We start from the raw sequence: 13,569 nt of genomic DNA on the forward strand, positions 1-13,569 counted from the left end.
CTAGGCTATTTTTGAAAAGATATGATTAAAAAGTAGATGTTTCCCATGGACACTCCGAAAAAATATATAGCTCTTAATATTGAGGAATTTAGAAAAACATCTAATACACATTACAGTTTTATATGCTATGCTTAATTATAGTGGATTATGATTATTGAAAAAAGAAACTATCATCAGTAGTTATTGTAGTACCTCTGTTCGATACAAACTTCATTTTAACCCCATGCATCCCCTCTTCTGTACCAACATAGAATACATCACTGTTTTGTACAGAATGGGAATCGTTAAAAAATTCTACTACATTAAAAGAATCTCCTGCGTTATATTGTTTCCCGTTATAACTTATGAACCCTTCTTTTGTACTGCTCAAAAAAGTAGCTGTTACTGAAGTATTGCCATTGCCATAAGCAGGTAATACATAACCAATATAACTGGCTCCATATAAACTCGATGCTTGTCCTTGGATAAAAGGATAGTCTTCAGGTGTTCCCCCTAAAGCTTCTAGGGTTATATCCAACTTAGCCTTGATTATCATACCTTCTACTCCGGTATGTTCGCTTTCAACAATGGTCTTACCATCATCATTTTTTGTACAACTAACTACATTTAAAAGTGCAACTACTATTAGAAACAGATTTTTTTTCATAATCATTTTAGTTTATTCAGTTCATTTTTAAGATTCTCATAGCCTAAATCATAGGCTTGCATGTTTGATTCTTTCGATAATTTGGACCCTATGATGTGAACCATTTTATATTTATCGGGATTCTCTTCATAAAGCTTTTGAATCCATGGGATACATTTATAATTAAATGTTTTTTGGTCTAGTTTATCTGTAAGCAGAAAACAAAGCCCTTGCACCAGATCTTTTTCCATTGACCTGTTTTCGGTTTGAACATTTTTTACTGATGAAGGTTCTTTAGGTTCGCTTTTACAGGAAATCGCAAAAACAACCAATAAGAGTAAGGCATAATGTCTCATAATTAGTCTTTAATAAGAGTTTTTGAAGATTCGCAATGCAAAACAGAGAATAGTAAAACGAGCTTCTGGTGTTTTTTGGTCAGCACAAACCCTTGGACTATTTAGCACAAATCTTTGATTTAAAATCAAAGATTTGTGCTTTATGCGAATTACCCTAAAAAAAGTGCTAAGACCCTTTAAAAGTGGGACGCAATAAGAGTATTTTGAGATATTGAAAATGAAAGGGGATTTCTACAGCTCATGCAATCAAGTTGACTAAAATAACCTGTAGATCATTGACCAAATACATCTAACTGTGATCTTAAAACCTGTTTTACAATTTATCTATATGCTCTTTGATCCGTGCCAATAGATCTTCAAAATCAGGTTGACCGTTATAGTACAGCGAAGCCGTGGCAATATATCTTTTTCTAAATGCATTTCTCTGATCTGGGCCACTCAATAAAAATGCTTCGTTTTCTGAAATGGGAATATCCAGATCTGCTTTGGGAAAACGTACCCTTTTATGTTCGTGATAGGCTTTAGTACCAATAAAATCATTTACATCTTTGTTGGCCAATAAACAATATATATCATAATATTGGCGCATCAAATTCGGGCGTGCCTCTTTTCCGTTTTGTTCCTGTCTGTATTTTGTGGCTATGGTCTGTAACTTTTCCACAAATGTATAGCCAGGATGGTAACAGGTAATATCAATAGCACGATTGTCCATAATGGTTATGTTATCTATCGTGACGGCCCTGTCAAATGCCCATGAACTTATTGAAATTTGTGCATTTGGGGTAACGGTATCAAATCCCGCTTCAAGCAAGATCCCTTCCTTTACACCATCAACAGAACCTGTTTTAGCTTCATAGTGTAGACGAATACCACCGCTACGGTAATAGAGCTCGTCATCAAAGGCATGGTCCCTTTCAATGGAAACAATGCCATCTATTTTAATATGGTCAGCAAGCCAATCGTAGTATTCTTTGCGGGACAGTACACTTTTGGGCCTGGTATTCTTGGGGTTTTCATTGACCCCCAAATGGACGGGCGGTTTGATATGTATATCAATATCCTCGGAAAACCGATCTATGATTTTATAGCCTTTGGATAGTGAGGTACCGCCTTTAAGTTCAAAATCCAGTCCTTGCTTTTTCAGCCCGTACAGGACATGCATGATCCAGTAATCTTTTTCAATTAGCTGAAGTTGAATCTTTGTTTCCTGCTCCAAAATTCGCAATAGATCAACAAAGTCTGGGTGCTCATGAAGATACTTATTGGGCATACTGGCGTTGTTCCATTTTATTTAGCATTGGTGTAAAAACCTTCTTTGCTTTTACCCCTCCATAGGCTTTAACCGTTTTTTGAAGCTTTTTAACATCCATTGTTCTGGCTTTAGTCTCAACTTTTGATAATACTTCTTTTGGGTTTTCTGCAAGGGCGCCAAGATTGTTCACTAGGTCGACCAATAAAAATTCAGGTGTCAATTTTTTAGGGAAACGGGGTTTGGCATGAAAGAAAAACTTCCTGCCACCCAATTCGAACTCACCGTGCCGTTTATGGTTATATACAAGGCGTTTGTTATAAAGCTGTGTCGTGCCAACCCCCAAAGTATTATAAGCATTAAGGGAGGTAAGGAGAAATTCATCATCTTTAAGAAAACTGCGTACCAACACCTTTTCGTCCGGGGGGGCAAACCCAAATGCGGTTTCTTTTGGATAATAGTACAATCCATGGGAAAGCTTTTGAAGCGTTCCTTTTTGTACAAGTTCCCCAAGATGGCGATCAACGGCATTGGACCATTGTTCAAGGTCGACCCTGCGGTAGACCCTACCACGTTTGAGACATTTCTCCAATTCTTTTAATTTGCCCATTTTGTCTTCCTTTTTATAGGGTAATAATAACAAAATATATGCCAAAATGCAAATATTTTAATTTAAAATTCATGCAAATTTAATTTAAGAACTTGAAAATATCATAAAAAGAAGTGGTAACATTTTGAAAAAGAAATATTGCCACTATGTTGATTAAGTGGTAAAAATTGGAAATAGAACCGTCTCGAAAGCAGTGTTTATTTTCAATGTTGCGATTTGGTTTGAATTGTTGGAATTTGCTTAAATTTATTACTGCGGATTGTTATATCCAACGTCAGTATGTCCTATATTGTGACCTATTGAGTAGATTTTAAAATATATTGCTGATATTCAATGGTTTGTCGAGTTGGTTCGAATCCTGCCACCCCGACTTTTTAAGAAATCAAATAGTAACAAAAACTTGGTAATCGTATGATTATCAAGTTTTTGTCGTTTTAAGGCAATCATTCAATTTGAATTGATATGGTAAAATAAGTTACCTATTCGGTTACCTTGTTCTGAAATGGTTCAAAATGGTAACCGAGCTTCTTTGATTTGACTTTCGTTTTGAGATGTTTAATTTTTAAAAATGAAAGTATGCAGACCATTCACACATTCAGTGTCCTTTTTTGGCTGAAACTAGCCAACAAAAAGGACAGCAAAGCCCCACTTTATGCACGTGTCACCGTAAACGGCAGACGTGCCGAGATTTCCCTTAAAAGGAAAGTGACCGTTTCAGAATGGGACGTTTCCAAAAACAGGTTAAAAGGTCTAGGTAGCGAAGCCAAACAGTTGAACAACTATCTTGACGGAGTACGTTCGAGACTTTTTGAATGTTATCAACAATTAAAGAACAAAAACAAATTGGTTTCCTCTCAACTTATCAAGACCTATTTTCTTGGTAACGGGGAAAACAGGTATAGCATTTCCGATATTATCGAATATCATAAAGAGCATATGAAAGATACCCTGCGATGGGGAACACAAAAAACTATTTCACCACCCATAAATATATCTTCCTTTTTCTAAAACAAAAACACAGGACTACAGACATATATCTTTCCGAACTCAATTATAAGTTTATCATAGATTTTGAGCGTTTTTTACGCCATCAAAAGGATATGGGGAACAATACCGTCATGAAACATATAGAACGGCTTAGAAAGCTTGTAAACCTAGCCCATAAGATGGAATGACTGGACAAAGACCCGTTTATAAAGTTCAAGGCAAAATACATCCGAAAAGAAAGGACATATCTCACATTGGATGAGTTACAGACCATCGAGCAAAAGCAGTTTACAATCGAAAGGTTACATCTTATAAAGGATTTGTTCGTTTTCAGTTGCTATACAGGGCTGTCCTATGGTGATGTGATGAACCTTACAAAGGATAACATATGTATCGGTATAGATGATAAAAAATGGATAAGCTCCTATAGACAAAAAACAAACATACCTGTTAGAATTCCTTTATTGCCAAAAGCACTGGAAATCATAAACGGTTATAAAGACCATCCCAATACTTTTGCGACCAAAAGAATTTTTCCATCCATCTCAAACCAGAAGTTGAACTCTTATCTTAAGGAGATAGCCGATGTATGCCACATCAACAAGAACCTCACTTTCCATATTGCAAGACATACCTTTGCCACAACGGTAATGCTGTCCAATGGCGTGCCCATGGAAACGGTATCCAAGCTTTTGGGACATACCAAGCTGTCCACCACACAGATATATGCCAGGGTAGTGGAGGGCAAGATAAGCGGGGATATGCAGCGATTGGAAGGGGTGTTTAAGAAGGAGTAATGGAAAATCTTTGCGTGACGCCCAATCATCGCTCAATCTATCATTTTATTATTGGTGGAAAACCCGCGCATCGGCAACCTCTTTTTCCACCAATAAAAAAACGTTTTAAAAGTTGATGCAACTTCTTTTAAATTTGAGGGAATGAAAAAGAGCAGATTCACCGAGACACAGATTATCAAGGTCCTATCGGGACAAGAACATGGCAAGACCGTTGCCGAGATATGCCGTGAGCACGGCATCAGCCAACCGACCTTTTACAACTGGAAGGCGAAATATGGGGGCATGGGGGTCAACCAACTCAAGAAAATGAAGGAGATGGAGTCGGAACTGGCCGAGTTCAAGCGCATATACGCCGATTTGGCCTTTGAGAACAATGCCCTGAAGAACCTGATCGAAAAAGAGCTCTAAGGCCCGCCGAGAAGCGAGAAGCTGTCGGATACCTGACCAAAGAGGAAGGGTTGAGTATCAGGCTTTTCCTCTATTTTTAGTGCTGTCCCATTGAGTAGTTTTACTATCGCTTAAGGGTAAAATGACCAGATAACCGCCTGCCATCTTCTAATATAGCCCTATACCAGTAATCGTCAGAAGGAAGTGGTCTACCGTTAAAGTTACCATCCCAACCATTCCCTAAAGGGTCTATCTGTACAATAGGGTTCCCATACTTATCAAACACGTAGATAATGCTATTCGGAAGATTGTTATTGGAAATACCTATAACATTCCAGGTGTCATTATAAGAATCGTTATTAGGCGTAAAAAAACGAGGAAAACCAATAATAGCAATTTCTTGAGAAACAATGCCGCAACCATTTAAATCTTTAACATAAACAGTAATATTTCCAGAAGATAAGTTTGTAAATTCTGGGCTTTGTTGATAGATGAAATCATCTACAGAATACTCATAATTACCATCTCCTGATACGATTACACTTAAAGTGTTTTGACTACTGCCTCCATATTCAATCTCGATGTTTTCTATAACAGCTTTACCAGATGGCAATACTGTAAAGTCTTGAAAAGAAGTGCAGAAAAACTGTTGTCCATTATTAGTATATCCATAACCAACTTCTATTCTATAATCGCCAATTTCTGATATATAGATATTGGGGTTAGTGCCTATTTCATTTATTTCAGCACCATTTATAGTACTCCAGGAATAGGTATGATAATTATCAGGAGCAAACAATTCAATAGGACTGTCATCGTTACAAAATATAAGCGTTTTAGAAAAATCAAAAACGGGTGCGGGTGTGGGGTTAACTATTAGATTAACAAGGCCATAGTTTTCACATCCATTTTCATTAATAGCTGTATAGTATAAAGTTTGGTTAAAGGCCACCGTATTACTGTAAGGCACGGAAACATCTATAGCATTGTTATTATTTCTGTCATTCTCTGTCTCATATAATGAGTAGACAATACCGCTAGTAGAGAAAGCGTCTTCTAGATTAAAAGTAACAATACCAGCTGAAGGGTTTTCTGTATCACATTGTGTTTGTGTTAATGTGAAAGTTTCATCCGTTGGGCTTTCTAAAACCTCTAGGTTAAGAACGCCATAGTTTTCACATCCATTTTCATTAATGGCTGTATAATATAAAGTTTGGTTAAAGGCCACCGTATTGCTATAAGGCACGGAAACATCTATAGCATTGTTGTTATTTCTGTCATTCTCTGTCTCATATAATAAGTAGGCAATACCGCTAGTATGGAAAGTATCTTCTAGATTAAAAGTAGCGATACCATCTAAAGGGTTTTCTGTATCACATTGCGTTAATGTAAAAGCTTCATCCGTTGGGCTTTCTAAAACCTCAATTACAGCTTCGCCAAAAATATCGCACTTAAAAGGGTCTGAAAATAGTATGTCTAGCGTGTATTTGCCCGAGTCTTCAATTCCTATATTGTTTAAGGTGAATGTATTTCCAGTGTAGTCCAAAGCAACCTCGTCTTTTTTCCATCTATAAGTTGCACCTTCATAGCTTTCTATGCCTATTGTCAAATTTTCTCCTGAACAGATATCTAAAAAACTAACGCCTATATTTTCACTATTTTTAATCAATGTAGCTTTTTCAAAAAAAGATTGAATAAAAGGAGGTAGTCCTTGTGTACCATTTCTTCCATTTAAGAATATGGCATTATGTTCGTAATTGGATGATAATCCTTTTTCATCAGGATTATTAATGACTCCTAAATATGGGGTTCCGTTATCATAGTCTATGCTAATGGTTCTATAAATTTTATTATTCGGTCCTAATTGTAATGCTCCTCTGTATATTTCTCTTTCATCTAAAACTACAGCTGAGTTAGAAATATCAGAGGCTGTTAAATCATACTGAAGAAGATGAGATTCAGCCCCATCTATCCATGAATGAGCGTAAAGAAATTTGTTATTAGGCGAAAATTCTAAACCATAAGCCCAATGATTAGAATCATTTAATTGTAACTCCAACTCATTTGATAATTTACCAGTATCTACATCAAAATCGTAAAGATAAAGTCCGCCATCAGGACCAGCATTTGCAGATGCCACTTTTTTACCATCGGAAGATATTTTTAAATACCCCCTAAGGTCGCCACCCCAGGTAAGCTCTAAATTAGAAGCAGATGTAACAGAATTTATATTAACACCATTTTGGTTAATCTCAAAAGCATGGTACGTGTTTATAGACCCTATAACACCTGTTTCTGTAGATAATGTTATAACCCAAAGAGATTTATCAAGACAATTTTTAACAACAGCAGCGATTTTTTCCGAACAGTACTCAAGTAGGTTTATGTTTTTACTTGTAATAGCGCCTAAGCCATTATTAGCGGACATATCTGCAATAGAGTAATTTAAACCTTGGTGAAGAGTAGGGTCAACAGCATTATTATGATCTACAGTGAAAATATAAAATATATTTGGATCTTTTGGTTTAGGCACTATAATAGCCGTTTGTGTACTAGAACTATCGCCAAATAAACCATCACCGTTTTGCATCTGGTTATGGTCTTTATTATACACTATTTCACCATCGGTATAAAAAAGAAGGTTTCCTTCCTTGTCAGATATACTAGTGCAGCCTTCAAAAGTATTTATTTGACCATTTTCAAGAACCGTTACTGTGCCATCGTCATTAAAATGAATACCCGCTAGATTACCAAAATACCAATTTGATGCTTGTTTTTGCCCAAAAAGGGAACAGGAGAAGATTAGGCTTATCATAAAAGAAAGAAAAATTGTTTTTTTAATGGGCTGCAATAGCTCTTTCATAATAAAATTCCACATGACAGCTCTTTTAATATTAAAATTGATGCTTTATATAAAGTATCCAATAATATGTGCCGATGTCTATAAAAAAAGGGGACAGAAAAGTAAGTTATAGGGATAATTAAAATTAAAGAAAGTCTAATACTCAAAAAACATGCAATAAGTAAGTGTTGAAGTTTTTTAAAACGGTTCTGTCACATCTAAATGAGAAAAACCTAAAAAAATATCTTTAGCATCAAAAAAAATGTTCAAAGGTCATAGTTTCCCAAAGTCAATTATTACTCAAGCCGTGTATTTTAAATTCAGATTCGGATTAAGCTATAGAGATATTGAAGAACTAATGCTATTAGAGGTGTTAAAGCAGACCATGCCACCATACAACGATAGGTTTTTAAGTTTACACCACTTATTTGCCCAAATACTAAATGTTCCGGTTTGAAAACTAAAAAGAGATTTTCAACTGTTTGCGAATAATTTTTAAAACTTAAAATAAACACAAAAGTTAATAGTAGAATAGTTTTTTTCATTTTAAACGGTTATCTGCTTTTTTGATTTGACTTTCGTCCTTACAAATTATTGTTGAACCAAAGTCACCTTAAAATGAAAGCAAAAAGCACTTTCACCATTATTTTCTTCACCAGAAAATCAAGAAGCGATCCCAAACAATTATCTATCTATGCGCGCATTACCGTAGCGGGCAAACGTGCAGAAATCAGTTTAAAAAGAAATGTCCATATTACCCAGTAGGACAGTACTAAAACCAAAGGTAAGGGAAATTCATCCAAAATCAGGGTTCTGAACGCCTATCTGGACGAAGTCCATAGCAAACTACTGAGAAGCCACAAAGAGCTATTGGGGGAAGATAAGATCATATCCTCGGAAGCCATAAAATCCCGTTACCTGGGAGAGGACGACAAAAGTAAGACCTTACATGAATTGATTACTTACCATAATGACAATATGGTCCATGTCCTAAAAGCTGGAACGATGAAGAACTATTATACCACGGAAAAATATTTGAATACATTCCTGTTAAGGAAAAGAAAGCTGAAGGACATTTATTTAAAACAATTGAACTTTAGGTCCATCACGGATTTGGAGCATTACCTGAGAAACTGTAGGGATTCCAAAAAACGACTTGTACTTGGTAACAATGGGGTCATGAAGCATTTGGAACGGTTCAAGAAAATGATAAACCTGGCTATTAAACTGGAATGGATGCATAAAAACCCATTTGACCGCTTCCAATTGAAATACAATAAATACGATAGGGAGTATCTGACCGAAAGGGAGCTTGAGCTATTGGAACTAACAGAATTTAAAAAAGAACGGTTGCAAAAAGTAAAAGATTGCTTTGTCTTTTCATGCTACGGGACTATCCTATGCAGATGTGAAAGAACTCACAGAGGATAATATTGTAAAAGGAATTGATAACAATAACTGGATATATACCAAACGGGAAAAAACGGACGAGCTTGTAAAAGTTCCCATCCTGCCCAAAGCATGGATGATATTGGAAAAATACAGAGCTCTTCAAAACGAGGGATCAACAACTGGTCTGCTTCCGATAAGTTCCAACCAAAAGACCAATAGCTATCTAAAGGAGATAGCAAAATCATGTGGTATCCACAAGAGCATTTCGTTTCATGTTGCCAGACATACCTTTGCCACTACGGTAATGCTGTCCAATGGCGTGCCCATAGAAACGGTGTCCAAGCTTTTGGGACATACCAAACTATCTACTACACAAATCTATGCTAGAGTTGTAGCGAGTAAAATAAGTGAGGATATAAGTAACCTATTGGAGCGATTTGAGCAAAAGAGAAGTAAAACTTTAAGTAATTGTTGAGTAATAGCATGTGGCATTGCTGAAATAGAACAACGCTCCCTAAGGTCGAGTTGTTTCCAGTTCAACAAGCATTACACCACCATCATTTTTTTAATGGTTTTAAACCCAAAAAAGAGCAACGGATTATTTGCTGCCCCGTTGGCGCTATATATCCTGCTTCCGTTTTCAACATCACATTCAACTTCTTTTTCGTCCCTGTTTTAAGTGGGTTTGGCACTTTTTTTATAATAAATAGGAAAAAATATTGACATTATAACTTCAAAATATTTTCCTACCTAATTAATATTTATTTGACTCCTCCTATAACTATATAGCGACCAAGCATTGCTATGATGAAACCCTTATTTCTTTAAAAAAAGCTATAAGTGAAAAAAATACTGCTTCAAAACAGTTCGGTCCCAAATTTTAAAAAAGGCAAGAAAAGTACCCCACTGTCCTTTTTAATACACAATGCTCTTGCCATTGTCGGGCGCTCTAGTTTATGGCAGGCAACCGATAGGCCCATACGTAAGGGAACGGTACAAAAATATAAGAAAAAGCACATTTTTGCCATACTGTTGGTATTTATCCTCAGTGCTCCGGCCATGGCACAGGACGCTTTTATCACTACTTGGCAGGTAGGAGAAAATGGTATAGGAGACGGAGATCTAACGGTTACTATACCCACCACAGGAAGTGGCTACAATTACACCGTGGATTGGGGGGATGGCACGGTAGATACAACAACCTATACAGGAGATGCAAGCCATACCTATAGCAGTGCCGGCGCCTACACCGTTTCCATCACGGGCGATTTCCCCAGCATCTATTTTGACAATGCAGGGGACAAGGATAAGATACGGACCGTGCAGCAGTGGGGAGGCATCCAGTGGAAAAGTATGGAGAAGGCCTTTGCAGGATGTACCAACCTTAGGGTCACCGCCACGGATACACTCGACCTGACCCAGGTAAGACACATGTCTTTCATGTTCAGCGGTGCTTCTTCCTTCAATCAGGACATAGGAAACTGGGATGTAAGCAACGTATTATATATGGATGACATGTTCAACGGTGCTTCTTCCTTCAATCAGGACATCGGCGAGTGGAACGTGGGCAACGTATTACATATGGGCGGCATGTTTGCAAATGCCGCCTCCTTCAATCAGGACATAGGTAACTGGGATGTGGGAAACGTAACAGATATGAATGGCATGTTTGCAATTGCCACCTCCTTTAATCAGAACATAAGCGGTTGGAATGTGGACAAGGTAGAAAATATGCGTTTCATGTTTACTGGAGCCATAGCTTTTAATCAGGACATAGGTAACTGGGATGTAAGCAATGTATTATATATGGATGGCATGTTTAAAGATGCTGTTAATTTCAATGGTAACATCGGAGATTGGGAAAATAAGACAAGTAATGTTACAAGTATGAGTAGCATGTTTAACGGCGCTTCTTCCTTCGATCAAGACATCGGCGAGTGGAACGTGGGCAAGGTCACAAATATGATTCAAATGTTTAAAGATGCTGTTAATTTCAATGGTAACATCGGAGATTGGGAAAATAAGACAAGTAATGTTACAAATATGAGTAGCATGTTTAACGGCGCTTCTTCCTTCGATCAAGACATCGGCGAGTGGAACGTGGGCAAGGTCACAAATATGATTCAAATGTTTAAAGATGCTGTTAATTTCAATGGTAACATCGGAGATTGGGAAAATAAGACAAGTAATGTTACAAATATGAGTAGCATGTTTAACGGCGCTTCTTCCTTCGATCAAGACATCGGCGAGTGGAACGTGGGCAAGGTCACAAATATGGAAAATATGTTCTGGCGTGCCAGTTCCTTCAATGGGAACATCGGAGATTGGAGAGATAAGACAAGCAATGTAACGGATATGAGTGGCATGTTCTGGGGTGCCAGTTCCTTCAATCAGGACATAGGCGACTGGGATGTGGGAAACGTAATAGATATGAGTGAAATGTTCCGGGAGGGTTCCTTCAATCAGGACATAGGAGGCTGGAACGTGGGCAAGGTCACAAATATGAGACTTATGTTCGGTTTTGCCTCTTCTTTCGATCAGGACATAGGTAACTGGGATGTGGGAAACGTAACGGATATGAGTCTAATGTTCTACTATGCCAGTTCCTTCAATCAGGACATAGGCGGCTGGAACGTGGGCAATGTCACAAATATGGCATATATGTTCTACTATGCCAGTTCCTTCAACCAGAACATAGGTAACTGGGATGTGGGAAACGTAACAAATATGAGTGAAATGTTTACTGGAGTAAAACTTTCAGTTGCTAATTATGACGCACTGCTTATAGGTTGGAACTCAAAATTTTTACAAAATAATGTTCGATTTAGTGGAGGCTTAAGTCAATATTGTTCAGGAGAAGCAGCCAGATCAAATATGATTAGTAATGATAACTGGATTATTACCGATGCAGGAAGAACGATTACACCAATACTAGAAGATATAGCTGATCAAACTGTTTCTGATAGTTATACCTTACCAACAATCATTGGGGTAAATCTTACAGGTGATGAAAAATATTATACAGGTAACAATGGTACAGGAACATCTTATAACTCTGGACACATGATTAGCTTTAGTGACTTTTCCTCTTATCCAATTACCTTGTATATCTACGATGGTAATTCAGACTGTAGTTCAGAACAAGATTTTCAACTGACCATAACCTCATTACCACCACCATGTACCATGTTATCGTTACCATCATCGGGAGCTATTGATGTTCCCATAGGAACAAACATTGAATGGAATGCCGTTTCAAATGCAACAGGCTATAGACTAACGGTCGGTACAAGTTCAATGGTTGGCGATATCCTATATGCTTTAGATGTAGGGGATGTTTTGGGTTACGATCTACAGGAGGACCTACCGGAGAACACATCCATTTATGTTGATATAACACCTTACAATTCAGAGGGAGACGCTATGGCCTGTACAGAAGAAAATTTTACTACTGAGCTTTTGATACCATTACCATCGTGTACCATGTTATCATTACCATCATCGGGAGCTATTGATGTTCCCATAGGAACAAACATTGAATGGAACGAGGTCCCGAATGCAACAGGCTATAGATTGACTGTCGGTACAAGTTCAATGATTGGCGATATCCTATATGCTTTAGATGTAGGGGATGTTTTGAGTTACGATCTACAGGAGGACCTACCGAGGGACACATCCATTTATGTTGGTATAATCCCTTATAACTTGGGAGGGGACGCTATGGCCTGTACGGAAGCAAATTTTACCACGGAACTTTTACCCCCATTACCATCGTGTACCATGTTATCATTACCATTATCGGGAGCTATTGATGTTCCCATAGGAACAAACATTGAATGGAATGCCGTTTCAAATGCAACAGGCTATAAACTACGGGTGGGTACAAGTTCCATGACCGGCGATATCTTAAATACTTTAGATGTAGGGGATGTTTTGAGTTACGATCTACAGGAAGACCTACCAGAGGACACATCCATTTATGTTGACATAACACCTTACAATTCAGAGGGAGACGCTATGGCTTGTACAGAAGAAAACTTTACTACAGAGCTTTTGATCCCATTACCACCAAGATTCTTTACTCCAAACAATGACAATATAAATGATTATTGGATAGTTCCAAACCCATCAAATCAAGTATTGAGGGTTTTTATTTTTGACCGATACGAGAACCTGTTAAAAGAAATAAGGGATATTTCAGCAGGTTGGGATGGTACATTCAATGGCCGCCCTATGCCAGCTACTGACTATTGGTACTCAGTAATCTATAGAGATGGTAAGATATTAAGGGGACATTTTAGTTTAATACGCTAAACTTCTAAAC

The 13,569-nt window shown here is 37.5% G+C and carries 12 protein-coding genes and 1 pseudogene; 8 read left to right on the plus strand and 5 right to left on the minus strand.

All coding sequences use genetic code 11. The features are described 5' to 3' along the window. Positions 1-151 precede the first annotated feature (151 nt). The 4 genes from L0P88_RS17680 to L0P88_RS17695 form a co-directional block, all read right to left on the minus strand. Entirely contained in the window at positions 152-646 is a 495-nt protein-coding gene (locus L0P88_RS17680) for a hypothetical protein (RefSeq protein WP_247131235.1), read from the minus strand. A 2-nt stretch (positions 647-648) separates the two neighbouring features. Then, on the minus strand, positions 649-981 hold the full coding sequence (locus tag L0P88_RS17685; protein ID WP_247131236.1) for a hypothetical protein: 333 nt from the start codon (positions 979-981) through the stop codon (positions 649-651). Positions 982-1,294: 313 nt separating this feature from the next. Next, positions 1,295-2,251 carry a nucleotidyl transferase AbiEii/AbiGii toxin family protein gene (locus L0P88_RS17690; protein ID WP_247131237.1) on the minus strand — a complete coding sequence of 319 codons (957 nt, stop codon included), beginning with the start codon at positions 2,249-2,251 and terminating at the stop codon, positions 1,295-1,297. Further along, positions 2,241-2,840 carry a hypothetical protein gene (locus tag L0P88_RS17695; RefSeq protein ID WP_247131238.1) on the minus strand — a complete coding sequence of 200 codons (600 nt, stop codon included), beginning with the start codon at positions 2,838-2,840 and terminating at the stop codon, positions 2,241-2,243. The genes L0P88_RS17690 and L0P88_RS17695 overlap by 11 nt, the downstream gene beginning before the upstream one ends. 576 nt (positions 2,841-3,416) lie before the next feature. On the opposite strand from L0P88_RS17695, the gene L0P88_RS24070 reads away from it, so the two are divergent. From L0P88_RS24070 to L0P88_RS17705, 4 genes and pseudogenes are all read left to right on the plus strand, one after another. Continuing rightward, on the plus strand, positions 3,417-3,848 hold the full coding sequence (locus L0P88_RS24070; RefSeq protein ID WP_313791565.1) for an Arm DNA-binding domain-containing protein: 432 nt from the start codon (positions 3,417-3,419) through the stop codon (positions 3,846-3,848). Then, positions 3,794-4,015, plus strand: coding sequence for a phage integrase SAM-like domain-containing protein (locus L0P88_RS24075; protein WP_313791566.1), 222 nt, complete (start codon positions 3,794-3,796; stop codon positions 4,013-4,015). Before L0P88_RS24070 ends, L0P88_RS24075 begins: the two co-directional genes overlap by 55 nt. Positions 4,016-4,081: 66 nt before the next feature. Beyond that, positions 4,082-4,624, plus strand: a complete 543-nt coding sequence (locus L0P88_RS24080; RefSeq protein ID WP_313791567.1) for a site-specific integrase — start codon at positions 4,082-4,084, stop codon at positions 4,622-4,624. A gap of 141 nt (positions 4,625-4,765) precedes the next feature. Continuing rightward, a pseudogene (locus L0P88_RS17705) lies at positions 4,766-5,091 on the plus strand (transposase); the annotation flags it as partial. Positions 5,092-5,135: 44 nt separating this feature from the next. Here L0P88_RS17705 and L0P88_RS17710 read toward each other — a convergent pair. Then, positions 5,136-7,889: a T9SS type B sorting domain-containing protein gene (locus tag L0P88_RS17710; protein ID WP_247131239.1), complete on the minus strand. Its 2,754-nt coding sequence runs from the start codon at positions 7,887-7,889 to the stop codon at positions 5,136-5,138. Positions 7,890-8,471: 582 nt separating this feature from the next. Between L0P88_RS17710 and L0P88_RS24085 the strand changes: the two genes are divergently transcribed. The 4 genes from L0P88_RS24085 (at position 8,472) to L0P88_RS17720 (ending at position 13,559) form a co-directional block, all read left to right on the plus strand. Beyond that, complete coding sequence (locus L0P88_RS24085) at positions 8,472-8,618, plus strand: hypothetical protein (protein WP_313791568.1); 147 nt, start codon at positions 8,472-8,474, stop codon at positions 8,616-8,618. Between the two features lie 105 nt (positions 8,619-8,723). Further along, on the plus strand, positions 8,724-9,284 hold the full coding sequence (locus tag L0P88_RS24090) for a phage integrase SAM-like domain-containing protein (RefSeq protein ID WP_313791569.1): 561 nt from the start codon (positions 8,724-8,726) through the stop codon (positions 9,282-9,284). After that, the gene (locus tag L0P88_RS24095; RefSeq protein WP_313791570.1) at positions 9,262-9,720 is read left to right on the plus strand and encodes a site-specific integrase; all 459 of its coding nucleotides are present in this window, start codon (positions 9,262-9,264) and stop codon (positions 9,718-9,720) included. Before L0P88_RS24090 ends, L0P88_RS24095 begins: the two co-directional genes overlap by 23 nt. Positions 9,721-10,085: 365 nt before the next feature. Then, positions 10,086-13,559 carry a BspA family leucine-rich repeat surface protein gene (locus L0P88_RS17720; RefSeq protein WP_247131240.1) on the plus strand — a complete coding sequence of 1,158 codons (3,474 nt, stop codon included), beginning with the start codon at positions 10,086-10,088 and terminating at the stop codon, positions 13,557-13,559. The last annotated feature ends 10 nt before the right edge of the window (positions 13,560-13,569 follow it).

The sequence above is a fragment of the Muricauda sp. SCSIO 64092 genome (genome assembly GCF_023016285.1).
In the GTDB taxonomy this organism is placed as follows: domain Bacteria; phylum Bacteroidota; class Bacteroidia; order Flavobacteriales; family Flavobacteriaceae; genus Croceivirga.

Bases quoted from the DNA above. Each gene is read 5' to 3' on its own strand.
- L0P88_RS17680 (WP_247131235.1), bottom strand. From the start codon at position 646: ATGAAAAAAAATCTGTTTCTAATAGTAGTTGCACTTTTAAATGTAGTT.
- L0P88_RS17685 (WP_247131236.1), bottom strand. From the start codon at position 981: ATGAGACATTATGCCTTACTCTTATTGGTTGTTTTTGCGATTTCCTGT.
- L0P88_RS17690 (WP_247131237.1), bottom strand. From the start codon at position 2,251: ATGCCCAATAAGTATCTTCATGAGCACCCAGACTTTGTTGATCTATTG.
- L0P88_RS17695 (WP_247131238.1), bottom strand. From the start codon at position 2,840: ATGGGCAAATTAAAAGAATTGGAGAAATGTCTCAAACGTGGTAGGGTC.
- L0P88_RS24070 (WP_313791565.1), top strand. From the start codon at position 3,417: ATGCAGACCATTCACACATTCAGTGTCCTTTTTTGGCTGAAACTAGCC.
- L0P88_RS24075 (WP_313791566.1), top strand. From the start codon at position 3,794: ATGGGGAACACAAAAAACTATTTCACCACCCATAAATATATCTTCCTT.
- L0P88_RS17710 (WP_247131239.1), bottom strand. From the start codon at position 7,889: ATGTGGAATTTTATTATGAAAGAGCTATTGCAGCCCATTAAAAAAACA.
- L0P88_RS24085 (WP_313791568.1), top strand. From the start codon at position 8,472: ATGAAAGCAAAAAGCACTTTCACCATTATTTTCTTCACCAGAAAATCA.